Here is a 22,699-nt window from a genome sequence, read left to right as displayed (position 1 = left end):
CTTTTGTTCTTGTTGTCCTGGGGGGGGCCTATACCCCCCGTGGGGGTTTTGTTGGTCCTCCGGTTGGGGGGGGGGGGGGGGGGGGGGCCCCCCCCCCCCAACGCCGCTGTCGCGGTGGCGGCCCTCGGCGGCATCCCGACGTTGATCACCGGGCTCGGCGCCCATCCGCTGGCCATGCTGGCCTTGCGGGACCTGGATGATCACGGCGTGACCGTGCTGGATCTGTTGCCGGCCAAGCAGGATCCACCGACGGTGAGCGCCGTGACGGTGCGGGACCGGGACGGCGAGCGGACCGTGGTGTCGCACAATGCCGCCGGCACCACGATTTCCCCGCCGGTGGAGATCCTGGAGGCCGACGCCGTCCTCGTCGACGGGCACCATCCGGCTTTGGCGCTGCGGGTGGCCCGGGCGACGGCGCCGACCGTGCTCGACGCCGGCAGCCTCAAGGACGTGCACTCCGAACTGCTGCCGCTGGTGGACGTCTGCGCCTGCTCGGCGAATTATCCTTACAGCACAAGGGAATTGCATGACCGTGACGTGCCGGTCGTGATCCGCACCCATGGCCCCGGCGCCGTCGAATGGTCGTGTGACGGGAAGACCGGCGTGGTCGAGGCCCAGCGGGTCGCCGCCCGGGACACCTCCGGCGCCGGCGACGTCTGGCACGGGGCGCTGACGTTCGGCATCGGCCGGCTGGGCCGTGTGCCCACCGCCGACGACCTGCCCGGGCTGATCGACCTGGCCAACCGGGTCGCGTCGGTCAAGGTGCGCCACGTCGGCCCGCGCGGCTGGGTGGACGAGGTTCGAGGGGGCAGTTGGTGAAGTTCGACGACCTGGTGGCGCGGGCCGAGCAGTTGATCGACAGCAGGGACCGATCTCTGTTGGGCATCTGCGGCGCGCCCGGCGCCGGCAAGTCCACCCTGGCCGCGCGGCTGGTCGAGGCCCTCGGCGAGGACCGGGCCGTGCTCGTCGGCATGGACGGCTTCCACTTCGCGCAGCGGGAGCTTGACCGCCTCGGCCGGGCCGAGCGCAAGGGCGCGCCCGACACGTTCGACGTCGGCGGCTACGTCGACCTGCTGGAACGGTTGCGGCTGCACGGCGACTACACCGTCTACGCCCCCGAGTTCCGGCGCGAGATCGAGGAGCCCATCGCCTGCGCCGTGCCGGTGTTCGCCTCCGTTCCGCTCGTCGTGACCGAGGGCAACTACCTCCTACTGCCCGACCGGCCGTGGGACGAGGTGCGGCTGCTGGTGGACGACATCTGGTTCCTCGCCCCGTCCGAGGAGGTCCGGATTGCCCGTCTGATCGCCCGTCACGAGGCGTTCGGCCGCTCCCCCGACCAGGCCCGCGGCCGCGCGTTAGGCTCTGATCAGGCCAACGCGGTGCGGGTCAACGCCACTTCGGGGCGGGCCGACCTCGTCATCGCTGAGGAGGAGCTGACGTGATCAAGGAAATGCTGACCTCGGCCCGCACGATCGCCGTCGTCGGGCTGTCGACCCAGCCCTGGAAGGCCGCGCACTCCGTGCCGGCCTCACTCAAGGCCGCCGGCTACAAGGTGATCCCGGTGCACCCCACCGCCACCGAGATCCTCGGCGAGAAGGCCTACCGCAGCCTGCTCGACATCCCCGAGCACATCGACATCGTCGACGTGTTCCGCCCCGCCGACGAGACCCCCGCCATCGCCGAGCAGGCCGTCCAGGTCAAGGCCGGCGCCCTCTGGCTCCAACTGGGCATCGCCAACGACCAGGCCCGCGCCATCGCCGAGGCCGCCGGGCTGCCCTACGTCGAGGACCGCTGCATCGCCGTCGAGCGCTCAACGCTCGGGCTGTAGCCGATCGGTCGGCACCGGCAGGGTCAGCAACCACCGGTCAGCCAGGTAGCTCAGGCCCACCGCGTCCAGCACCGTCGCCGCGTCGTCCTCGTCGGACGGCTCCGTGAGCGCGTGGCCGAACACCGTCACCGGCTCGAAGCCGTCGCCGACCGGCCGGAGGTAACCGAGCAGCTCCGGCCGAGCCGGTCGAGGGTCAGCGGTAGTTGGTCCAGCCGGTGCACAGGAAGTGCTGGTTGTCGTCGGTGGCGCAGCCGCGGAACCAGAGGCCGGCGCGCAGGCCGGAGGTCTTGTTGGCGAAGCCCTTGCCGCGGGCGACCCAGCCGGCCCACTGGCCGGAGGCGGGGTTGGGGTGGTCGGCCTGGTCGAGATAGACGGTCATGTTGTTCTGCTGGCCGTTGCGGAGCAGCTGGACGGCGACACCGTCGTCGCTGCCGCCCCACTGGGCGAAGGCCTCCAGCTGGCCCCAGTCGTTGGTGACCTTGCACCAGGTGAGCTGGCCGCCGCTCAAGGTGCCGTGGCCGCACGGGGCCTCGGCCGGGGCCGACGGCGCCGTCAGCGCGGCGGCGGTGAGCAGCGTGGCGACGGCGACCATGGTCCGAAGCATCTTGCGCCTCCTGACGGAACGTGCACGGGCGGTCGACCCGAAGTTAGCGTCCGAAGTGGACACTCGCACGGTGAGAAGGCGTCAGGCGTCGACGTGGCCCGTGATCGACTCGGGCTCGACGGGGCGGCGGCTGTCCTGGCGGTAGTGGATGATCCCGACGACGGTGGTGGTGACGACCACGCCGACGGCGATCACCAGGGCGGCGGTCTTGAGCCACGGGACCTGGTCGAGCAGGCCGGTGCCGAAGTAGCCGACGGTCATGAACACGCCGACCCAGGCGGCGGTGCTGACCACGGAGGCGAGCAGGAACTTCACGGGGTTCATCCCGGCGGCGCCGGCGATGGTGGGCACGACGGTGCGGACCCACGGCACCATGCGCGCGAGGGTGACGGCCCAGAAGCCCCACCCGTCCAACAGGCGCTGGGCCCGCTCCAGGTTGCGCTTGTTGAGGATCTTGCCGTCGCGGCGGGCCACGAACCGGTGCCCGGTCTTACGGGCGAACAGGTAGCCGAGCTGCCCGCCGCCGACGCCGGCGGCCCAGGCCAGGCCGGCGAAGATCCAGGCTTGGCCGGCCTGGTGCTGCTGGGCGAAGAAGATGCCTGCGGTGAACAGCAGGGAATCGCCGGGAAACAGCAGGCCGATCAGGAAGCCGCACTCGACGAAAATGCACACGAGGGCGATCACCGTCAGCACTACGGGGCCGACGGCGTCCAGTGAACCGAAGGCCATCTCGTGCGGGTGCACGCCAGACACCCTATGTGGTCAGTGCGGCGGCTGTCCCCGAACCGTGTGAAGGGGACAGCCGCCGCACCGGATGACCTTTACTCCGAGTAGCCCAGCCGCACGTCGTGAACTGCTTCCTGACCTGCGGAAACACGCAGAGCGGCGGCCACCGGCGGGTAGCCGCTGGCGATCACCGTGTAGTCCCCTTCGGACAGATCACCGAAGTTGTACTGCCCGTCCGCACCGGTGGTGGTGGCCGCGACGACCTGCCCGTCCGGCGCGACCAGGGTCACGCGGGCGTCGGCCAGCGGGTCGCCGGCGCTGTTGCGGGCGATGCCGGCCAGGGTGGCGCCGCCGGCCAGTTCGACGTCGGCCCGGGTGGTGCCGGTGTCGCCGATGCTGACGGGCATGGCGGCGGGCCGGAACGACTCGGCGCTGACGACGAGGGTGTACTCGCCGCCGACCAGCTCGGCGAACTGGTACGAGCCGCCGCCGTCGGTGGACCGCGAGGCCACGACCTCGCCGCGGACGTCGGCCAGCGTCACGGTGGCCTCGACCACCGGGGCGCCGCCGAGCGCCGAGACGACGCCGACCAGGCCGGCGGTGCCGGTGAGCACCACATCGAAGCTGACCGGGGCGCCGTTGACCACGACGGTCGAGGCCTGCGGCTGGTGCGAGCCGGCCGACGCGATCAGCACGTAGGTGCCGTTGGCCGGGGCGGCCAGGTCGTAGCCGCCGTCCTGCCCGCTGACGGTCCGCCCGACCTGCTTGCCGTTGAGGTCGATCACGGTCAGTGCGGCGGAGTGCACCGGGCTGCCGTCGGGCCGCCGCACGAAGCCGGTGAGCGGAGTGCCGATCAAGGTGCCGGCCAGGTGCGTGTGGCCGTTTCCGTTGCCGTTTCCGTTCAGCGCGTGCTTTCCGTTGGTGTCGAACGGCTCGGTGGCGCTGGCGACCGCCGCGGGCACGGGCTCATCCGTGGTCAGCACGATGCCGCCCTCCTCGGCGGCCTGCGCCTGGATGCCGGACTGCGTGCGCAGCGGCACCTCCTTGGTGAAGACCGTCAGGATGAAGGCCACGGCGGCCACGATCGCGGCGCCGATGAACACGATGTGCATCGCGTTCGTGAAGCCCTCCTGGAACGGCTGGGCCAGGATCGCCGGGTTGAGCTTCTGGATGAACGACGAGTCCTGCAGCGCCCCGCCCGCGTCGTTGCCGCCCTTGAGCGCGGCGAACAGCATGGCGTTGCTGGGATCCTGCACGACCGACGGCGTGTGGATGGCGGTCTGGAACGCCTGCGTCGGCACGATGGCCTGGAACGCGTCGGCGATCTTGCCGCCGACCGTGCTGAACAGCAGCGACAGGAAGACGGCGGTGCCGACGGTGCCGCCCATGGACCGGAAGAAGGTCGCTGACGAGGTGGCCACACCCATGTCCCGCGGCGGCACCGCGTTCTGGGTGGCCAACGTCAGCGTCTGCATGCACAGGCCGAGCCCGATGCCGAAGATCGCCATGTAGATGTCGACCTCGACCAGGCTGGTGTCCCAGTGCAGCTGGGTGGCGAACAGCACGGCGCCCGCCCCGAGCAGCACGGTGCCGATGACCGGGAACAGCTTGTAGCGGCCGGTGCGGGACGTGATGATGCCGGACCCGAGGGAGGCGACCATCATCGACAGCACGAACGGCAGCATCAGCAGGCCGGACTGGGTCGGGGTGTTGCCCTTCACGATCTGCAGGTACTGCGGGATCATCGCGATCCCGCCGAACATCGCCACGCCGACCAGCACGCCGGTGACCGAGGTCAGGCTGAACACCGAGCTGCGGAACAGCCGCAGCGGGATCAGGGCGTCGTCCTTGGCGTAGTGCTCGGCAACCACGAAGGCGATCAGGCCCAGGGCGCCGACGATGTAGCAGATCCACGCGTTCTGCGAGGTCCAGCCCCATTCGCGGCCCTGCTCGGCCACGATCAGCAGCGGCACCAGGCCGATGGTGATGAAGGCCGAACCCAGCCAGTCGATGCGCCGCTTCACGCTGGAGGCCCGGCGCGGCAGGTTGAGCACGAGGGCGACGACCGCGAAGGCGGCGATGCCGATCGGCACGTTCACCAGGAAGACCCAGCGCCAGCCGTCGATGCCCAGGATGCTGGACTGGCCGGCCAGGGCGCCGCCGATGACCGGGCCGAGCACGCTGGAGGTGCCGAACACGGCCAGGAACATGCCCTGGTAGCGGGCCCGCTCCCGCGGCGGCACGATGTCGCCGATGATGGCCAGGGCCAGCGACATCAGGCCGCCGGCGCCGAGGCCCTGGAAGGCCCGGAACGCGGCCAGCTCGTACATCGAGGTGGAGAAGGTGCAGGCCAGCGAGCCGACCACGAAGATGATGATCGCGGCCAGGTAGAACGGCTTGCGGCCGTACATGTCGGACAGCTTGCCGTACAGCGGCGTCGCGATGGTCGAGGTGATCAGGTACGCCGTGGTGGCCCAGGCCTGCTGGTCGAGGCCGTGCAGCTGGTCGGCGATGGTCCTGATCGAGGTGGAGACGATGGTCTGGTCCAGCGCCGCCAGGAACATGCCCAGCATGAGGCCGGACAGGATGGTGAGGATCTGGCGGTGGGTGAAGGTGCCGGGGACGTGCTCTGCCTTGGAAGTAGGCGCCGCCACCGGAGCGGCCGTGCTCGTCATCGTGTTGCCTTTCGCTGCTCGGCGATCGCGGTGGCCATCTGCGGTCGGTAGTTCTCGATATCGGTGTTGAGCGCGTCGAACAGCTCCACGAGCTGCTGACGGCGGTCCAGCGGCCAGGTGGCGAGCATCTGGTCGAGGTGCTGGTTGCGCTTGGTGCGCAGGTCGTCGAAGAGCTGGCGGCCGTCCTCGGTGGCGGCCAGCAGACACGCGCGGCCGTCCATCGGGTCGGCGCGCCGCTCGACGAGGCCGGCGCGGACGAGTTGGGCCACTTGTCGGCTGACCGTGGACGGGTCCGAGTGGACCCCCTCGGCCAGCGTGCTCGTCCGCTTGGGGCCGTTGATCACCAGGTGGGCCATCAGCATGTAGCCGGCCTTCTCGACGCCGTGCGGCTTGTCGGTGAACTGGTGGCTGGCCCGATCGAGCAGCCGAAGGAAGCGGACCAGCTGGAGGCCCAGCTGGTCGGCGTTGTCCAGCCGCTCCTGGGTCGTCTCCATGTCCTACCTCCTTCGAAGATCGATGGTTGCTCCAACCAATCAGTTGGATAGTACAAGCATCTGCTCGTTCAGAGTAGTGGGCAAGTCCAATGGTTGTGAAACTCAACACTCGACCGGGTGACTACGGTGAAGTGCATGAACGCTGTCGTTCAGGCCTTGCAGCAGGCGCTCGGCGCCGACTCCGTGCGTGTCGATCCGGATGTCACCGCCACCTACAGCCGGGACATGATGCCGCTGGCCCCGGTCGGGCAGCCGCTGGCCGTGGTGTTCCCGGAGGACGTCGAGCAGGTGCAGGCGGTGGTCCGCATCTGCGGCGAAGCCGGCGTGCCGATCGTGCCACGCGGCGCGGGCAGCGGCCTGTCGGGCGCGGCCAACGCCATCGACGGCTGCGTGATGCTGGTGACCACCCGCATGAACGCCATCCTGGAGATCGACCAGGACAACCGGCTGGCCGTGGTCGAACCCGGCGTGGTCAACCTGGATCTGCGCGATGCCGTGGAGAAGCACGGCCTGTTCTATCCGCCCGACCCCTCCAGTTACGACTGGTGCTCCATCGGCGGCAACCTGTCCACCAACGCCGGCGGCCTGTGCTGCGTGAAGTACGGCGTGACCACGGACTCCGTGCTGGGGCTGGAAGTCGTGCTCGCGGACGGCACGCTGTTGAAGACGGGGCGGCGCACAGTCAAGGGTGTCGCCGGCTACGACCTGACCAAGCTGTTCATCGGCAGCGAGGGCACGCTCGGCGTGATCACCAAGGCGGTGCTGTCGCTGCGGCCGCTGCCGCAGGCCCCGGCCACGCTGGTGGCAGCGTTCAGCACCACCGCGGCGGCCGGCGTCGCCGTGACGAGCATCGTGCGCAGCGGCACCGTGCCGTCGCTGATGGAGATCATGGACGCCGTCTCCATCAAGGCCGTCGAGCAGCACCTGCGGACCGAGGTCGGGCCGCCCGGCTGCGAGGCCCTGCTGCTGTGCCAGTCCGACTCCGGCGGCGAGGTGGCCCGGCTGGAGCTGGAGAAGGTGGAGCTGGCCTGCCAGGCCGCCGGCGCGGACATGACCTACGTGACGACGGATCTGGCCGAGGGCAAGATGCTGCTCACCGCCCGGCGGGCCGTGCTGACCGCGCTGGAGGTCTACGGCGCGTGGCTGACCGACGACGTGTGCGTGCCGCGGACCGCCATCGCCGACCTCATCGCCGGCTGCCAGGTCATCGGCGAGCGGAACCGGGTCAAGGTGGCTGTGGTCGGGCACGCCGGCGACGGCAACATGCACCCGACGCTGGTCTACGACCCGGCCGACGCCGAGGAGTTCGCCCGGGCCCGCGTCGCCTTCGACGAGATCCTGGAGCTGGGCCTCGGTCTGGGCGGCACGGTGACCGGCGAACACGGCATCGGCAAGATCAAGCGGGAGTGGCTGGCCCGCGAGATCGGACCGGTCGGACTGGCCGTGCACCGCTCCATCAAGCAGGCGCTGGACCCGGGCAACCTGTTCAACCCGGGCTCGATGTTCGCTATGGAGTAGCGCGGAAGCCGACCTGGCGCAGCACCCGGAGCACGTACTCGCCGACGTCGTCGTGCCGGGGCGGCACCAGCATCCGGTAGAACACCGCGCCGATGATGATGTCCACGATCACGTCGGGGTCGGAGTCGGCCGGCAGCATGCCCTCGCGGATGGCCCGCCGCACCAGGCGGACCCCGCCCTCGCGGCGCTTGGCCCCGGACGCCGCCCAGAAGGCGTCGAACAGCTCGGGGTGGCTGAAGGTGGAGCCCATCAGCTGGGCCATCAGCGGGGCCAGCCTGCGGTCGGCGATGGAGTCGGCCATCGAGCCGAGCATCCGGGCCATCACCTCCGGGTACGGCAGCGTGTCGTACTCCTCGTCGGTGAGGTCGGGGGCGTTGCGGCCGTAGGCGATGGCCTGGGCCAGCAGCTCCTCCTTGGACGACCAACGCCGGTAGACGGTCAGCCGGGCCACCCCGGCCCGCTTGGCGATCTGCTCGATGCTGGTGCCGTCCACGCCGCGCTCCGCGAACAGCTCCAGCGCCGCCCGCAGGATCGCCTCGTCGGCCTCGGGGTCGCGGGGCCGGCCCGCGGACTTCAGCTCGTCAGATTTTCCAGCCACATGGTCAGCCTTGCCGGTGACGGCCGTCCCTGCCAAGCCAGGTGGCCGTCGGGGCGGACCAGCTTGACCGCCGGTCCGGTCTCGACGAGCAGGTTGTCGCCGAGGAAGCGCCGGGCCACGGCCACGTGCGGGTCGTTCTCGGCCGGCGCCACCAACACCCAGCGGCCGTCGGTCCACCGCTCGGCGATCTCCGGGTCGCGGTCCCCGTACGGGCCCAGCGGGCCGCGGCGGTAGGTGAGGGCGAGCTGGCTCCACTGCCCGAACATCTTCTTCTGCACGGCCGGGAGATTGAGCAGCGGCAGGATGACCGTGTCCCGCAGCAGCCGCCGCCAGAAGCCGAGGCCCAGCGCGAACGACGTCAGCGCGCTGGTGCCGCTCAGCACCTCCTCGGCGACGCGCCGCCGTTCCCCCTGATAGGTGTCGAGCAGCCGCTCGCGGGCCCGGCCGTTGATCACCATCGCCAGCTTCCACGCCAGGTTCTCGGCGTCGCCGACGCCGGTGTTCATGCCCTGGCCGCTGAACGGGCTGTGCACGTGGGCCGCGTCGCCGGCCAGGAAAACCCGGCCGCGGCGGTAGGTTGCGGCCAGCCGCCGGTGGATGGTGAACGAGGAAGTCCAGTCGCAGCCGAGGAAATCGGCCCGCAGGCCGGTTCGCGCCGGCAGCAGCGCCCGGAGCTCGGCCACCACGTCGACCGGGCCGGCGCCGGGCAGGTCGGCCTGCAACCGCCAGAGATCCTTGCCCGGCAACGGAAAAGCCGCGAACATGCCGCCGTCGCCGAGCCAGGTCGTCACGCCGCCGCGGTACAGCGGCCAGTCCACGTGCACGTCGGCCAGCAGGAACCGTTCCGCCAGCGGCACTCCCGGGAAGTCGATGGCCATCAGCTTGCGGACCGCGCTGTGCGAGCCGTCGCAGCCCAGCAGCCAGTCGCCGCGGATCGGCTCCCCGGCGTGCACGGTGACACCGTGCACGTCCTGCTCGACGGCGGTGACCGCCCGGCCCCACTCCACCTTGCCACCCAGCTCGGACAGCCGGCCCCGCAACGACTTCTCGATCTCCGACTGGCCGATCAGCGCCCCCTTGCCCTTCATGTGCTCCAGCCGCAGCGTCATCACCGGCTTGCCGCCGGCCATCGCCTTGACGAAGCCGATGGTCATGCCCCGCTCCGGCAGGTCGCCCAGGGCCCGGACCCGGTTGATCACCTCCGCCCCTCGTGGCTGCAGGCCCAGCGCCCGCGACGTCGTCGCCGGGCCCTCGGCCGCGTCCAGCACCCGCACCGGCACTCCCCGCTGCATGAGCCCGCAGGCCGCCGTCAGTCCGGTCGGCCCCGCGCCCGCGATCAGCACCGTCATGACTCCTCCCTCCAATTAGTAAACAGTACAGCACTGTTTACTAATTTCACCAGAAGAAACCGCCCCTGTCGAGGGGCGGTCTCGGCGGCACGTGAGTGGCTTAGGTGCGCCTGGGGGCCTACCTGAGTGGCTCATGTGCGCTCAGAACGCACATGAGCCACTCACGTGGCTAAGAAGTGAGGCTGGGTCAGCGGATGCGGTCGATGCGCTGGGTGGCGTCCATGTCCTCGCCGCGCATGTCGAACTGCTGGGTGGCGTCCAGGGTCGGAGCCTCGGCCGCGGCGGCCGCGCGGGCGATGCGCTCGCGGCGGCCCTTGATCACCTCGAACACGATCGGGATGACCGACAGCACTGGGATGGCCACCAGGAAGATCTCCAGGTGGTCGTGCACCAGCGGGACCTGGCCCAGGAAGAAGCCAAGCAGCGGCACGGCGACGGCCCACAGCACGCCGCCGAGGGCGGAGTACGTGAAGTACTTGCGCTGGTCCATCTTGCTGATGCCGGCGACGGCGGTGATGAACGTGCGCACGATGGGCACGAAGCGGGCCAGGATGATGGCTCGGGCGCCGTACTTCTCGAAGAACTCGTGGGTGTGCTCGATGTGCTTGCGCTTGAAGATCTTGGAATCGGGGTTGCTGAACAGCTTCGGGCCGATCGCGGCCCCGATGTAGTAGCCGGTCACGTTGCCGACGACCGCGCACACCGAGAGGATCACGCAGGCCAGCCAGATCGGCATGTCCACCACGCGCTGGGCGATCAGCAGGCCCAGGGTGAACAGCAGGGTGTCACCCGGGATCAGGAAGCCGATCAGGATGCCGCAGTCGGCGAAGATCAGCAGAGCCACGCCGACGAAGACGTACGGGCCCAGGCCCTGCAGGATGGTGTTGGCGTCGAGCCAACCCGGCAGGGCGACAGTGGTGGTCGTGCTCGCGAGGAACGCGGTGTTCACGATTCCCCAAGGTACAGGTGTTGGCTGAGTGTCCGATTTACAGCATGCTCAGCAGCCCGGCCACGGCCCCGCCGGCCAGCCCCAACACCAGCGCGAACAGCAGGATCAGCCAGCCCGGCACCTGCCCGCGCTCGGTGCGCATCCTGGTCGTCGGCACGGCGTTGGTGGCCGTGGCCCGGGTCGGAAGCTCGGGCAGCAGGTGGTCGAACTCGCCGACCGGCGGCCCGACGGTGCTGCCGACCTCGCTGCCGGAGATCAGCCCGAAGCCGGGACCCGCGCCGACCGGCCCGTACAGGTTCTCCAGCGGCGAGAACCGCTCGGTCTCGTACTGGTGCTGCGAGTTGTTGATGCGGATGGTGGCCAGCTCGCCGGTCATGGGGCCGGAGCTGAGCTCGCGCAGCACCATCTCCTCGGTGAACGCGCCGTCCCCGGACCCGGCGGGCGGCCTCGGGTTGGCCTTGGGCTCCGCCACGGCGGCCGCGGCCGCCTCGTCGCCCAGCTTGGAGTCACTCAGCTTGGAGTCACCCAGCTTGGAGTCATCCGACTCGGAGTCACTCGGCTCGGAGTCGACCGGCTGCTCGGGGACGACCGGCTGCTCGGACTCAGCGGCGGCGTCCTGGTCCGGCGACTCGTCCTCGACGGCCGCGTCATCAGGGGCCTCGTCCGCGGCGGCCTCGTCCGAGGCGGCGGCTTCGGGCTGCTCCGGGGCCGGCTCGGCGGCCTTGGTCAGCACGGCCGGCAGCGGCGGCATCGTCACCGGCGTGCTCACCGCCTGGGCCCGCAGGGCCTCCGCCAGCAGCCGCTCCGGGTCGTCGGACTTGCTCACGGCGACCACGTTAGTTGCTGCGGAGCACGCCGAGCAGCCGGGTCACCTCGGCGGCGACGGCGGCCCGACCGGGGGCGAGGTACTTACGGGTGTCCACGACCTGCGGATTGTCGGCCAGATAGGTCCGAACGGCGGCGGTGAACGCGGTGTTCAGATGCGTTGCGATATTGATCTTCGTCATCCCCGCGTCGACCGCACGGGTGAGGTCGGCGTCGGCGACACCCGAGGAACCGTGCAGCACGAGCGGCACGCCGACCTTGTTCCGCAGCAGCGCGATCAGCTCGAAGTCCAGGACGGCGTCCCGGGTCAGCATCGCGTGCGAGCTGCCGACGGCGACGGCCAGCGCATCGACCCCGGTTGCCTCGACGAACTCGCGGGCCTGGTCCGGATCCGTCCGAGCGCCGGGCGCGTGCACGCCGTCCTTGCCGCCGACCTCGCCGAGCTCCGCCTCCACGTGCACGCCCGCGGCGTGGCAGCGTCGGACAACCTCGGCGGTCGTGCGCACGTTCTCCGCGTAGTCCAGTTTGGACGCGTCGAACATGACGCTGGTGAAGCCCAGCGCCACCGCCTCGTCCACCAGGTCCGCGCTCTCCGCGTGGTCGAGGTGCACGGCGACGCGGGTCGACGACTGCCGGGCCACGGCCAGTGTCGCCAGCCCGATCGGGGCCAGCGAACCGTGATAGCGCACGGCGTTCTCGCTGATCTGCACCACGACCGGCGCCCCGGCCGCCTCCGCCCCGGCGACCAGCGCCTCGGCGTGCTCCAGCTGGATCACGTTGAACGCGCCGACACCCCGGCCCGCGAGGGCGGCGGCGTCGACGATCTCGCCGGTCGGCGTCAGTGCCACGTTCGGTCCTCCCGTGAACCCCCGCGGTACACGTCCTGCACTCGCAAGTCGTTGTCCAGCACGACAAAATCGGCCCGCAACCCGACGGCGATCGCGCCCACCTGATCGGCTAGGCCCAGCAGCTGCGCGGGACGGCCGGCGGTCGCGGCGACGGCCTCGGCCATCGACAACCCGCACTGCTGCACGAAGTTCCGGAACGCCAGGTCCATGGTCAGGGTGCTGCCGGCCAGCGAGCCGCCGGCCAGGGTCGGCACGCCGTCCTGGACGGTGACCTCCAGCCCGCCGAGGTCGTAGACGCCGTCGCCCATGCCGGCCGCGGCCATCGCATCCGTGATCAGCAAGGTCCGGGACGGGCCGGCGTGGTGCGCGGCCAGCCGGACGGCTGTCGGGTGCAGGTGCACGAGATCGCAGATCAGCTCGACGCTGACCCGCTCGTCGTCCAGCAGCGCGCCGATCGGGCCGGGCTCGCGGTGGTGTAGCGGCCGCATGCCGTTGAACAGGTGCGTGGCCACCGACGCGCCCGCGTCCACCGCCGGGACGACCTGCGCCTCGGAGGCGTCGGTGTGTCCGATCGCGACGATGACCCCGTTGTCCACCAACAGTTTCGTGGCCTCGACCGCGCCCTCCAGCTCCGGCGCGATGGTCACCATCTTGATCGTGTCTTCGCCGGCCGCGAGCAGCGCGCGCACGGAGTCGAGATCCGGCGGCCGCAGGACCCGGGGGTCGTGCGCGCCGCAGCGGGCCGCCGACAGGAACGGGCCCTCCAGGTGGATGCCGGCGACGTCCCCGCCGCGCACCAGGTCCCCGAGCTCTTCGATCTGCCGGGCCAGCTCCTTGATCGGCCGCGACACCAGGCTGGCGATCGTGGTGGTGGTGCCGTGCCGGCGGTGCGCCGCGATGGCCAGGCCCGGGTCGTGGCCGGTGAACGCCCGACCGCCGCCGCCGTGGCAGTGCACGTCGACAAAACCCGGCACCAGCCAGCTGCCGCCCAGGTCGACAGTCGCATCTGGCCGCTTGCCGGCGCCGACGGCGTCGATCCGGCCGTTCGCCACCGACACCCAGCCGGGGTCGAGCACGCCGTCGGGTGTGAGCACCCGACCGCCAGCAAGCACCAGGTCACCCACTAGCCCTCCACGGCAGTGTCCATGCCGCCCGTCCCGGGCGGGGCCGTGGACGCCACGAGGCCGGCCTCTTCGGCTCGGACGGCCATGCCACTGAAAAGACGTGTCATGTCCGTCCTTCACCTCCAGAGGCCGGCGCGTCCACGGCATCGATAGCCATCAGCGCAGCTCCCAGACAGCCTGCCTCATCGCCGAGGGCGGCGAGCAGCAAATCGGGCTGCCGTTGGAACACGATCAGTTCCGCCAGCCGCTTGCGCAACGGCTCGATGAGCAGATCACCCGCCAGTGCCAGGCCGCCGCCCAGCACCACGGCCTCCGGCCCGAGCAGCGTGGCGGCGATCAGGATGCCCTTGGCCAGGGCGTCGACGGCGTCGTGCCAGACGGCGACGGCGTCCGGATCGCCGGCCCGCACCAGGTCGGCCACCACCGAGGCCCGGTCGACCTGCTGGCCGGTGCGGGCCGAGTAGCGCCGGGCGATGGCCGCCGAGGAGGCGACGGCCTCCACACAGCCGCGCTGCCCGCAGCCGCACAGCTCGCCGTGGCCGACGTCGACGTGCCCCAACTCGCCGCCGTGGACGTGCAGCCGGCCGCCGATCATCAGCGCGGCGGCGATGCCGGTGCCGATGGGCATGATCACGACGTCGGTCAGGCCGCGGGCGGCGCCGAGCCGGTGTTCGGCCAGCCCGCCGGCCCGCACGTCGTGGCCGAAGCTCACGGGCAGGCCCGTCCGCTCGGCCAGCAGCAGCCGGAACGGGAAGTCCCGCCAGCCGAGATTGGCCGAGAAGACGCCGATGCCCTCGGCCTCGTCCACCACGCCCGGCACGACCACGCCCACGGCGTCGACGGGATGGTCGACGGCCCCGCGCAACTCGTCCACCAGCTCGACGATCGCGCTGACCACCGCATGCGCGGTGCCAGTGCCGTCCTCACCGCGTGGGGTGACGCGGCGCCTGCTGGTCACCACGGTCGCCGCGGTCGGCGTGCCGGATACCAGGGCGGCCTTCATGTCCGTGCCGCCGACGTCGACGGCCACCACGTACCTAGTGCGAGCCACGAGCGGAGATAAGCATTATTGGTCTACACCTCGCAAGACAACGGAGCGGGTGAGATGCCGCGGCTGGTCCGGGTCGAGGCCCTGGTCCAGCGCGATCGCCACGGCCAGTCGCTGAACGGTCACGAGTTCGGCCATCGGGTCGCGGTCGCCGGCGCGGAACCGGCCGCCGGTGGCGGCCACCTGCTCGGGCAGCCCCTCCGGGGCGGTCCCGAACATCCACGCCATCCGGTTGGGGCCGGTGATGCTGATCGGGCCGTGCCGGTACTCCATGGCCGGGTAGGCCTCGGTCCAGGCCCCGGCCGCCTCGCGCATCTTCAGCCCGGCCTCCAGGGCCAGGCCGTTGGTCCAGCCGCGCCCCAGGAACGTGAACTGCTCGACGTCGAACAGCTCCTCGTCCAGCGGCTCGACGACGGCCAGCTCGACGTCGGCGATCGCCCGGCCGAGGTCCTCGCCCAGGCTGGCGCGCAGCAGGGCCAGCGCGGTCGTGGCGAAGCGGGTCTGCACCACCGACCGCTCGTCGGCGAAGTCCAGCACCACCAGCTCGTTCGCCTTGTCGACGATGGGCGTCTCCGGATCGCCGATCAGCGCAAGGGTCGGCGTCCGCCCGCGCAGCCGGTCCAGCGCGTCCAGCACCTCGGTGGTCGTGCCGGAGCGGGTGATGGCCACGACCCGGTCGTAGCGCCGCGAGAACGGGAACTCGGAGGCGGCGAAGGCGTCGGTCTCTCCCTGGCCGGCGGCCTCCCGTAGCTGGGCGTAGGACTGGGCGACGAACCACGACGTGCCGCACCCGATCACCGCGACGCGCTCGCCCGGCGCTGGCAGACTGTCGGGCGCCAGCGTGACGGCCCGCCGCCAGCAGTCCGGCTGCGAGATGATCTCGGTCTCGACGAAGTGCACAGTGCCCCCTCGACTGCTCATAGCTGTTCGAAACACAGGGTACTCGTGCACAAACACGCAATGAAGGGGTCTGCGGATGAATCGGTACGAGCGGCTCACCGCCCTGCTGGAGCTGCTCGCCGAGCGGGGCCGGGTGGAGGTCGAGGACATCGCCGAGGAGCTCCAGGTCTCCGCCGCGACCATCCGCCGTGACCTCGATCACCTCGCCGAGCAGCAGCTGCTCACCCGCACCCGCGGCGGTGCGGTCGCCCACGCCGTGTCCTACGACCTGCCGCTGCGCTACAAGACCGCCCGGCACGCCGACGCCAAGCTGCGCATCGCCCGCGCCGCGGCCGCGCTCGTGGAGAAGGGGGCGGTGGTGGGGCTGAACGGCGGCACCACCGCGACCGAGGTGGCGCGGGCCCTGGCCGCCCGGTCGGAGCTGGACCTGACCATCGTCACCAACGCGCTCAACATCGCCAACGAGCTGACCGTCCGGCAGCAGATCAAGCTGGTCGTCACCGGCGGCGTGGTGCGGCCGCAGTCCTACGAGCTGATCGGGCCGCTGGCCCGGCTCATCCCCGACGAGCTGACGCTGGACGTCATCTTCCTCGGCGTCGACCACGTGGACCCCAAGCTCGGCGCGTCGGCCCGCAACGAGGGCGAGGCCGCAATCAACCGGCTGCTGGCCGAGCGGTCGGGGCGGGTCGTGGTGGTGGCCGACTCGTCCAAGCTGGGCGGCTCGGCCTTCGTGCGGATCTGCCCCATCGAGCAGGTCGACGGCCTGATCACCGACACCGAAGCCGACGATGCCGTGGTCGCGCAGTTCCGCGACCACGGCATCGACGTGCAGCTCGTCTAGTCGGTCGCCTAGGTGGCCATGGCCTTCTGCAGGGCGTCCAGCGCGCGGCTGGCCGTGGACTTCACGGTGCCCTTGGAGATGCCGGTGGCGTCGGCGATCTCGGCCTCCGACAGGTCCCCGTAGTAGCGCAGCACGAGCACCTCACGCTGGCGCGGCGGCAGCTTGGACAGGGCGTTGACCACGGCCTGGTGCTCGGCCGTCAGCATCGCCAGGCTCTCCGCCGAGCGGGCGTTGGCGGTGTGCGGCGGGGTGTAGTCGCGGGCGGTCTTGCGGCGGCGCAGCACCGACCGGCTGCCGTTGACCACCGCGGTCCGCAGGTAGCCGACCGCCGCCTGGGCGTCCCGCAGCCCGCCCCAGTTGCGGTGCAGGCCGGTGAAGGCCTCCTGCACCACGTCCTCGGCCGTCGCCGGCTCGTCCACCAGCAGGATCGCCAACCGGACCAACCGCATCCGGTGCTGGCGGTAGAGGTCCTCCAAGGTCAGCGGGGCAGCCGTGGAAGGTTCCGGGCCGTCCACCGCCCGGAGGCTGGAGAGGGTCCGCTCAACGCTGTTCGGCTGCACGTCCACGGCGGCGAGAATACCCAACCGGTGCATTAGTTTGATTGGCGAATGCTCACAAGGGAGGTAACGGTGCCCAAGTACGCCGTCGAGTACAGCTACATCGAGGACGTGCCCCGCCGGCACGCCGTCCGGCCGGAGCACCGCGACTACCTGCGCGCACTGGCCGGGCAGGGCAAGGTGCTGGCCGCCGGGGCGTGGACGGCGGACGACGGCGGCCTGCTGGTCTTCGAGGTCGACGACGAGGCCGAGATGCAGAAGGTGCTCGACAACGACCCGTACAAGGCGGCCGAGGTCATCGCCTCGACCAAGGTGACCGCCTGGACCCCCGTCCTGGGCGTCTGGCTGGATTGAGTTTTACCGGGCGCGCCGGCTCTCGAAGCCGGCGGCGCCGCCCGGGCCGACCGGCCGCGAGGCTTCCGCGCCGCGGGCCTTGATGTCGTCCAGCGCGGCCTGGTCGGCGTCCTTGGCGCCCATCGCCGTGACCGGCAGCGACAGCTGGTTGACGATGCCGCGGAACAGCTTGAGGCCGCCGACCCAGCCCGGCACGTGGATGGCCTTGGCCCGGCGGTTGATGCCCACGACCACGGCCTTGCCCACGTCGGACACCTGGTAGGTGCGTCCCAGCGGGCCGGGCAGGCGGCTGCGCATCTTGCCGAAGACGGGGTGCTGGTCGGCGCTGGTGACCATGTCGGTGGCGATCCAGGAGAAGTACGCGGTGCCCACGTCCACGCCGAGATGGCGGACCTCGGCCCGCAGGCTGTCGGAGAACGCGTCGACGCCGGCCTTGCTGGCCGCGTAGGCGGCCATGCCGGGGGCGTGCGAGATGGCGGCCAGCGAGGACACCACCAGGCAGTAACCGCGGCTGGCGATGAGGTGGGGCAGGCAGACGCGCACGGTCCGCCACACCCCGAGCAGGTTGATCTCGATGGTCCGCTCGAACGCCGCCGGGTCGATGGAGCGGACGAAACCAGTGGCGGCGATGCCGGCGTTGGCCATCACCACGTCGATCCGCCCGTAGCGCTCCATCACGCCGCCGACCGCGGTTTCCAGGGCTTCCCAGTCGGTGACGTCGGCCTCCCAGGCACCGGCGTCCGGGCCACACTCTTCGGCCGTCGCCGCCAGCAGCTCCTTTTCCAGCCCGACCAGGGCGACCTTGGCCCCGAGCGCCGCCAGGCGGCGCGCCGTCTCGGCCCCGATGCCCCGCGCCGCGCCGGTGATCAGCACCACCTTGCCAGCCATGGTGTTCGTGGTCACACGTGCCTCCTCGCCGAGGGCTCCTGGTAGGCACGGTAGCGCAACCTACCGTCAGTAAGCTACTGGCGAGTTCAATAAACTGCACGGCGAACGGGCGGGGCGCGTGAGAGTTGGCGGAGGGTGCGGAAGGGAAGTCGGAAGTGGCGAAAAAACGCCCTCGGCCTCGACATATGTCGGGGGTCGGTGAACGATGTTTCCGGGTTCCCCTTCAACCGTTCGAACCCTTCCCGCGGGCCGTCAAGGTCCGATGTTCCGATCTTCACCGCGATTCGAACATAGTCCTGAACCAGCCCGTGCTGCCGGGCGTGATCGTCCGGGGCAGACCCTTCGGCCCGAACTGCCGGTCACCCCTTTGCGGATCGGCCCTGCGACCGTACGATCACGGAAAGTCAACTGTGAATGACGCGATCGATATCTGAATGAGCTGGGTTGGCGGGATAGCGCTGGCTACGGTGAGAGAGGAAGAGCCTGCCAGGGGTGACGGGCTACCGGACGAAACGACAGGAAACGAACTGTCTCCGCTACTGGGAGGGCGGGGTACGGGGGAGACGAGGGGCGCAAGTTGGAGGGGACCGGGCGCGCTGCCAGGTACCGGGACGTATTCGCCAACGGCGAGTTCCGGGCCTTGTGGCTGGCCGAGCTCGTTTCCACCGCGGGTGATCAGATCGCCCGGGTCGCATTGTCACTTCTTGTGTTCGATCGAACACGCTCTGCTGCATTGGCCGCGTTGACCTTTGCGCTGACTATGTTGCCCGCGTTGTTCGGGCCGTTGCTCGCCGGCCTCGCCGATCGCTATCCGCGCCGCACTGTGATGGTGTGCGCCGATCTGACCCGAGCCGCGCTGATGGCGCTCATGGCGATCCCGAATGTGTCGTTGCCGCCGCTGTTTGCCCTACTTTTCCTCACCCAACTGCTTGGCTCGCCGTCGAATGCGGCGCGCGGAGCCCTTTTGGCGGATGTTCTCTCAGGCGATGAGCTCACCGTCGGACAGAGCCTGCGCGCGGTCGTCGGCCAGATCTCACAGGTCGCCGGCTTCGCCGCCGGCGGCTTTCTGGTCGGACTGCTGACGCCCTACGGCGCGCTCGGCGTGAACGCGGCCAGCTTCGCGGTGTCCGCAGCCTTCCTCACGCTTGGCGTGCGCAGCCGGCCGGCGACCGGCGCGGTGGCCGGCGAGCACGTGACACTGTGGACCTCGACCCGTCGCGGCGCGCGGCTGATCTGGGCCGACGCCCAGCTGCGCACGCTGGCCCTGATGATCTGGATGATCGGCCTGCCGGTCGCCGCTGAGGGCCTGGTCGTGCCCTACCTGTCGGCGCTCAACCACACGCCGACGCCGAATCCGGTTGATGTGGGTTGGCTGCTCGCGGCGACGCCGGTCGGCGCCATCGTGGGCGCGCTCGTCATCACCAGAATTGCTCCGGAGCTGAGGCTCCGGCTGATCGGACCGCTGGCCGCCCTGTCCGGGCTGCCGCTGTTCATCTGTGCGCTGGAGCCGAATCTCGTGGTCTCCTGCGTGTTGTTCGCGCTGTCCGGGGTGGCGGCCGCCTACATGGTGGTCGCGCCACCCGCGTTCATTCAGCGCACACCCGTCGTCGGCAGGGGGCAGGCGATCGGGTTGATGTCCTCGGGAGCGATTGCCGCGCAAGGCATTGCGGTGGCGCTCGCGGGTGTTCTCGCCGATGGCATGGGTCCGTCAGGAGCCATCGCCATCGCGGGATTGGCGGCTGTGGTCGCCGGGATCGGGTTGTCCGTCGCCTGGCGGCGGAGCCGGTTGCAGGAGGTCGGTCATGTTGCCTAGGCGGGCCGACGATCATCGGCCCGCCTCGCCATGGCAGTGGAGCTCTAGGAGGGCTCCCAGCTTCTCAGCGGCGACACCGTCATCAGACGTACCCCTTCCCGAACAGGCCTTGCAGGCTTCGCCGTGGTCAGTGTGCACTCCCCATGGTGAGTTTTCCAGGTCTGTGACAAGCGCCGATGCCTATTCGTGTTCCGCCGTCCCAGAGGGGGTCTCCGTGTCCGGTGTGTCGGCGAGCTCAATTTTCCCCAGGTGGGCCCTGTTCTCGGTGCCCAAGAAGGCGATCGGGTATCTGCTGCTCGTTCAGCTCACGGCGCTACTTACGGTAGTGCTATTGGCGCTGAACGTGACAGTCACTGCGAGTCAGTGGTTGATATTCGGTGTTCTGGTCTTCTGTGCAGTGGCTCACACCGAACTCGCCCGCGGAATCGAGCGGTCCCGTCGAGAACTGGCCGGGCCCGGACACGTCGATCTTGCCTCGGTGTGGCTGTTCGCCGGCGTGCTCGTGCTGCCCGTGCCACTCACCGCGGCATTGATCACCCTGGTCTACATCCACTACCAGCTGCGCAATCCGTTCGTGGCCTGGCATCGACGGCTGTTCGGCATGGGAGTGCTGATGCTGTCCGCGGCGGCGACCACCGGTCTGCTGTCGTTGGTCGGCGGCCCCGGCCATTTGTTCGGCCCGACGGTCGACGCCGTCACAGTTCTGGCCATCATCGCCGGCATTGTGGTCTATGCCGTCGTCGACGTGGCGCTGATCGCGGGCCGCGTCGCGCTCTATGCCACGCCCGGCGTCACCGTGCGCAAGGTTTTCGGCGATCTCTCCAAGCACATGTTGGAGATCTCGACCCTGTTCTACGGAGCATTGCTCGCTTTCGCGTTGTCCTACAGCCCCGCGCTTGTTGTGCTCGCGCTGCCGCCGGTGCTCATGCTGCACCGCTCCGTGCTGCTGAAGCAGGTCGAGGAAAAGGCAAGCAAGGACAGCAAAACCGGTCTGTTCAACAGCGAGGGCTGGCACCGTAGAGCGGGCCGTGAGCGTTCCCGGGCGCTGCGGGCCAATGAGGGCTTCGGCCTGCTGATGGTCGACCTCGACCACTTCAAGAAGGTCAACGACACCTACGGGCATGTGGCCGGCGACGCGGTGCTCAAGGCGGTGGCCGACGCGATCTCCGGCGAGGTCCGCGACTACGACTCGGTCGGCCGGTTCGGCGGCGAGGAGTTCGTCGTGCTGCTACCCGGCATGACCGAGGACGACGGCGTCGGCGTGGCCGAGCGGATCCGGCATGCGGTCACGCAGTTGGCCGTGGAGGCGCCTGTCGAAGGACGGACGACGGTGATCCGCAATCTGTCCGCGTCGATCGGGGTGTCGACCTTCCCGAGCGCCGGCGACGACATCGAACCCTTGCTACTAGCGGCCGATGCCGCGCTGTACGAGGCGAAGAACACCGGGCGAAATCGGGTGGTCAGTTGGACCCGGCTACGCAAACCGGTGCTGGCCATCGCGGCCTGAATCCGGACGTGTCGCTCCGGCGGCGCTGACTGTATCGTTCCAGCGGGCGGATCCGCTCGGCGGTTCGCCGCCGGCGGCCGCCTCGTAGGATGGTGCGCGAAAACGTCGAAATCCCGAGGAGTGACGACCGATGCCTATCGCGACCCCCGAGGTCTACGCCGAGATGCTGGACCGGGCGAAGGCGAACGAGTTCGCCTACCCGGCGATCAACGTGACCTCCTCGGAGACGCTGAACGCGGCGCTTCGCGGCTTCGCCGAGGCGGAGAGCGACGGCATCGTCCAGGTCTCCACCGGCGGCGCCGACTTCCTGTCCGGCACCAAGGTCAAGGACATGGTCACCGGCGCGGCGGCGCTGGCCGAGTACGCGCACGTGGTGGCGGCCAAGTACCCGGTCAACATCGCGCTGCACACCGACCACTGCCCCAAGGACAAGCTGGACGGCTTCGTCCGCCCGCTGCTGGCCATCAGCCAGGAGCGCGTGGCCCGCGGCGAGAACCCGCTGTTCCAGTCGCACATGTGGGACGGCTCCGCGGTGCCGCTGGACGAGAACCTGACGATCGCCGCCGAGCTGCTCGACCAGGCGGCCAAGGCCAACATCATTCTCGAGGTGGAGATCGGTGTCGTCGGCGGCGAGGAGGACGGCGTCGCCAACGAGATCAACGACAAGCTCTACACCTCCAACGAGGACTTCCTGAAGACGCTGGCCGCGCTGGGCGCCGGTGAGAAGGGCCGCTACCTGCTGGCCGCCACCTTCGGCAACGTGCACGGCGTCTACAAGCCGGGCAACGTCAAGCTGCGCCCCGAGGTGCTCAAGGCCGGCCAGGACGTGGTGGCCGAGAAGCTCGGCAAGCCCGGCACCAAGCCGTTCGACCTGGTCTTCCACGGCGGCTCCGGCTCGCTGCCGGAGGAGATCGCCGAGGCGGTCAGCTACGGCGTGGTGAAGATGAACATCGACACCGACACCCAGTACGCCTTCACCCGGCCGATCGTCGACCACTTCTTCAAGAACTACGACGGCATGCTGAAGATCGACGGCGAGGTCGGCAACAAGAAGGTGTACGACCCGCGCAGCTACCTCAAGGCGGCCGAGGTCGGCATGGCCGCCCGCATCGCGCAGGCCGCCGAGCACCTCAAGTCCAGCGGTCGCATGATCGCCGGCTGAGTCCGGGTCAGTCTTCGTGGGTCGGGGGGGAGAGCCGCTGGGGGGGGGGGGGGGGGGTGTGGGGGGGGTTGGGGCGCGTTTGGGGGGATGG

At 70.2% G+C, this 22,699-nt stretch carries 24 protein-coding genes; 9 read left to right on the top strand and 15 right to left on the bottom strand.

What is annotated here, in order from left to right; translation table 11 throughout:
- Nucleotides 1-114 precede the first annotated feature (114 nt).
- From AB0M73_RS44845 to AB0M73_RS44835, 3 genes are read left to right on the top strand one after another with little or no spacing between them, the layout of a single operon-like run.
- Nucleotides 115-819 (top strand): PfkB family carbohydrate kinase, encoded by a 705-nt coding sequence (locus tag AB0M73_RS44845; RefSeq protein WP_363905476.1) that lies wholly within the window; start codon nt 115-117, stop codon nt 817-819.
- Entirely contained in the window at nt 813-1,442 is a 630-nt protein-coding gene (locus AB0M73_RS44840) for a nucleoside/nucleotide kinase family protein (RefSeq protein WP_363905473.1), read from the top strand. The genes AB0M73_RS44845 and AB0M73_RS44840 overlap by 7 nt, the downstream gene beginning before the upstream one ends.
- Nucleotides 1,443-1,450: 8 nt before the next feature.
- A complete protein-coding gene (locus AB0M73_RS44835) occupies nt 1,451-1,828 on the top strand; it encodes a CoA-binding protein (protein WP_043730820.1) in 378 nt (125 codons plus the stop codon).
- Here the strand turns inward: AB0M73_RS44835 and AB0M73_RS44830 are convergent.
- The 5 genes from AB0M73_RS44830 to AB0M73_RS44810 form a co-directional block, all read right to left on the bottom strand.
- On the bottom strand, nt 1,811-1,957 hold the full coding sequence (locus AB0M73_RS44830; RefSeq protein ID WP_363905470.1) for a hypothetical protein: 147 nt from the start codon (nt 1,955-1,957) through the stop codon (nt 1,811-1,813). The two genes, AB0M73_RS44835 and AB0M73_RS44830, sit on opposite strands and share 18 nt — an antisense overlap.
- A 64-nt stretch (nt 1,958-2,021) precedes the next feature.
- The gene (locus AB0M73_RS44825) at nt 2,022-2,432 is read right to left on the bottom strand and encodes a hypothetical protein (protein ID WP_363905467.1); all 411 of its coding nucleotides are present in this window, start codon (nt 2,430-2,432) and stop codon (nt 2,022-2,024) included.
- Nucleotides 2,433-2,513: 81 nt separating this feature from the next.
- Nucleotides 2,514-3,176 carry a DedA family protein gene (locus tag AB0M73_RS44820; RefSeq protein ID WP_363905464.1) on the bottom strand — a complete coding sequence of 221 codons (663 nt, stop codon included), beginning with the start codon at nt 3,174-3,176 and terminating at the stop codon, nt 2,514-2,516.
- Between the two features lie 77 nt (nt 3,177-3,253).
- Complete coding sequence (locus AB0M73_RS44815) at nt 3,254-5,833, bottom strand: MFS transporter (RefSeq protein ID WP_363905461.1); 2,580 nt, start codon at nt 5,831-5,833, stop codon at nt 3,254-3,256.
- The gene (locus tag AB0M73_RS44810; protein ID WP_043720775.1) at nt 5,830-6,327 is read right to left on the bottom strand and encodes a MarR family winged helix-turn-helix transcriptional regulator; all 498 of its coding nucleotides are present in this window, start codon (nt 6,325-6,327) and stop codon (nt 5,830-5,832) included. Before AB0M73_RS44810 ends, AB0M73_RS44815 begins: the two co-directional genes overlap by 4 nt.
- 135 nt (nt 6,328-6,462) lie before the next feature.
- Here AB0M73_RS44810 and AB0M73_RS44805 point away from each other — a divergent pair, with 135 nt between their 5' ends.
- The gene (locus AB0M73_RS44805; protein WP_363905457.1) at nt 6,463-7,845 is read left to right on the top strand and encodes an FAD-linked oxidase C-terminal domain-containing protein; all 1,383 of its coding nucleotides are present in this window, start codon (nt 6,463-6,465) and stop codon (nt 7,843-7,845) included.
- On the opposite strand, the gene AB0M73_RS44800 is transcribed toward AB0M73_RS44805, so the two are convergent.
- The 8 genes from AB0M73_RS44800 to AB0M73_RS44765 all read right to left on the bottom strand — a co-directional run bounded on the left by AB0M73_RS44800 (nt 7,835) and on the right by AB0M73_RS44765 (nt 15,507).
- Complete coding sequence (locus AB0M73_RS44800; protein ID WP_363905454.1) at nt 7,835-8,443, bottom strand: TetR/AcrR family transcriptional regulator; 609 nt, start codon at nt 8,441-8,443, stop codon at nt 7,835-7,837. The two genes, AB0M73_RS44805 and AB0M73_RS44800, sit on opposite strands and share 11 nt — an antisense overlap.
- Nucleotides 8,419-9,792, bottom strand: coding sequence for an FAD-dependent monooxygenase (locus AB0M73_RS44795; protein ID WP_363905451.1), 1,374 nt, complete (start codon nt 9,790-9,792; stop codon nt 8,419-8,421). Before AB0M73_RS44795 ends, AB0M73_RS44800 begins: the two co-directional genes overlap by 25 nt.
- A gap of 187 nt (nt 9,793-9,979) precedes the next feature.
- Nucleotides 9,980-10,741: a VTT domain-containing protein gene (locus AB0M73_RS44790; protein WP_363905448.1), complete on the bottom strand. Its 762-nt coding sequence runs from the start codon at nt 10,739-10,741 to the stop codon at nt 9,980-9,982.
- A gap of 37 nt (nt 10,742-10,778) precedes the next feature.
- On the bottom strand, nt 10,779-11,567 hold the full coding sequence (locus tag AB0M73_RS44785) for a hypothetical protein (protein WP_363905445.1): 789 nt from the start codon (nt 11,565-11,567) through the stop codon (nt 10,779-10,781).
- Nucleotides 11,568-11,577: 10 nt separating this feature from the next.
- On the bottom strand, nt 11,578-12,414 hold the full coding sequence (locus tag AB0M73_RS44780; RefSeq protein WP_363905442.1) for a class II fructose-bisphosphate aldolase: 837 nt from the start codon (nt 12,412-12,414) through the stop codon (nt 11,578-11,580).
- Nucleotides 12,405-13,538: an N-acetylglucosamine-6-phosphate deacetylase gene (gene nagA, locus AB0M73_RS44775; protein ID WP_363905439.1), complete on the bottom strand. Its 1,134-nt coding sequence runs from the start codon at nt 13,536-13,538 to the stop codon at nt 12,405-12,407. The genes AB0M73_RS44780 and nagA overlap by 10 nt, the downstream gene beginning before the upstream one ends.
- 103 nt (nt 13,539-13,641) lie before the next feature.
- A complete protein-coding gene (locus AB0M73_RS44770; protein ID WP_363905436.1) occupies nt 13,642-14,589 on the bottom strand; it encodes an ROK family protein in 948 nt (315 codons plus the stop codon).
- 15 nt (nt 14,590-14,604) lie between these two features.
- Nucleotides 14,605-15,507, bottom strand: a complete 903-nt coding sequence (locus tag AB0M73_RS44765) for a sugar isomerase (protein WP_363905433.1) — start codon at nt 15,505-15,507, stop codon at nt 14,605-14,607.
- A gap of 55 nt (nt 15,508-15,562) precedes the next feature.
- Here AB0M73_RS44765 and AB0M73_RS44760 point away from each other — a divergent pair, with 55 nt between their 5' ends.
- Nucleotides 15,563-16,327 (top strand): DeoR/GlpR family DNA-binding transcription regulator, encoded by a 765-nt coding sequence (locus AB0M73_RS44760; RefSeq protein WP_363905430.1) that lies wholly within the window; start codon nt 15,563-15,565, stop codon nt 16,325-16,327.
- Between the two features lie 8 nt (nt 16,328-16,335).
- Here the strand turns inward: AB0M73_RS44760 and AB0M73_RS44755 are convergent, their stop codons facing one another.
- Nucleotides 16,336-16,893 carry a SigE family RNA polymerase sigma factor gene (locus AB0M73_RS44755; protein WP_363905427.1) on the bottom strand — a complete coding sequence of 186 codons (558 nt, stop codon included), beginning with the start codon at nt 16,891-16,893 and terminating at the stop codon, nt 16,336-16,338.
- Nucleotides 16,894-16,956: 63 nt separating this feature from the next.
- On the opposite strand from AB0M73_RS44755, the gene AB0M73_RS44750 reads away from it, so the two are divergent.
- A complete protein-coding gene (locus tag AB0M73_RS44750; RefSeq protein WP_363905424.1) occupies nt 16,957-17,238 on the top strand; it encodes a YciI family protein in 282 nt (93 codons plus the stop codon).
- 3 nt (nt 17,239-17,241) lie between these two features.
- Here AB0M73_RS44750 and AB0M73_RS44745 read toward each other — a convergent pair whose 3' ends face one another.
- A complete protein-coding gene (locus AB0M73_RS44745) occupies nt 17,242-18,126 on the bottom strand; it encodes an SDR family oxidoreductase (RefSeq protein WP_363905503.1) in 885 nt (294 codons plus the stop codon).
- Between the two features lie 577 nt (nt 18,127-18,703).
- Between AB0M73_RS44745 and AB0M73_RS44740 the strand changes: the two genes are divergently transcribed.
- The 3 genes from AB0M73_RS44740 (at nt 18,704) to fbaA (ending at nt 22,608) form a co-directional block, all read left to right on the top strand.
- Nucleotides 18,704-19,939: an MFS transporter gene (locus AB0M73_RS44740; protein WP_363905421.1), complete on the top strand. Its 1,236-nt coding sequence runs from the start codon at nt 18,704-18,706 to the stop codon at nt 19,937-19,939.
- A 397-nt stretch (nt 19,940-20,336) separates the two neighbouring features.
- Nucleotides 20,337-21,446, top strand: a complete 1,110-nt coding sequence (locus AB0M73_RS44735) for a GGDEF domain-containing protein (protein WP_363905418.1) — start codon at nt 20,337-20,339, stop codon at nt 21,444-21,446.
- 130 nt (nt 21,447-21,576) lie between these two features.
- On the top strand, nt 21,577-22,608 hold the full coding sequence (gene fbaA / locus AB0M73_RS44730) for a class II fructose-bisphosphate aldolase (RefSeq protein ID WP_043720809.1): 1,032 nt from the start codon (nt 21,577-21,579) through the stop codon (nt 22,606-22,608).
- The last annotated feature ends 91 nt before the right edge of the window (nt 22,609-22,699 follow it).

The organism is Kutzneria sp. NPDC051319, from assembly GCF_040682195.1.
Taxonomy (GTDB): Bacteria; Actinomycetota; Actinomycetes; order Mycobacteriales; family Pseudonocardiaceae; genus Kutzneria.
Note: the sequence above shows the minus strand (reverse complement) of the source record. Positions and strands in the feature narration are given on the sequence as shown.

Coding starts and splice junctions, on each gene's coding strand:
- AB0M73_RS44835 (WP_043730820.1), top strand. CDS start 1,451: ATGCTGACCTCGGCCCGCACGATCGCCGTCGTCGGGCTGTCGACCCAG.
- AB0M73_RS44805 (WP_363905457.1), top strand. CDS start 6,463: ATGAACGCTGTCGTTCAGGCCTTGCAGCAGGCGCTCGGCGCCGACTCC.
- AB0M73_RS44810 (WP_043720775.1), bottom strand. CDS start 6,327: ATGGAGACGACCCAGGAGCGGCTGGACAACGCCGACCAGCTGGGCCTC.
- AB0M73_RS44745 (WP_363905503.1), bottom strand. CDS start 18,126: ATGGCTGGCAAGGTGGTGCTGATCACCGGCGCGGCGCGGGGCATCGGG.
- AB0M73_RS44815 (WP_363905461.1), bottom strand. CDS start 5,833: ATGACGAGCACGGCCGCTCCGGTGGCGGCGCCTACTTCCAAGGCAGAG.
- AB0M73_RS44795 (WP_363905451.1), bottom strand. CDS start 9,792: ATGACGGTGCTGATCGCGGGCGCGGGGCCGACCGGACTGACGGCGGCC.
- fbaA (WP_043720809.1), top strand. CDS start 21,577: ATGCCTATCGCGACCCCCGAGGTCTACGCCGAGATGCTGGACCGGGCG.
- AB0M73_RS44825 (WP_363905467.1), bottom strand. CDS start 2,432: ATGCTTCGGACCATGGTCGCCGTCGCCACGCTGCTCACCGCCGCCGCG.
- AB0M73_RS44765 (WP_363905433.1), bottom strand. CDS start 15,507: ATGAGCAGTCGAGGGGGCACTGTGCACTTCGTCGAGACCGAGATCATC.
- AB0M73_RS44760 (WP_363905430.1), top strand. CDS start 15,563: ATGAATCGGTACGAGCGGCTCACCGCCCTGCTGGAGCTGCTCGCCGAG.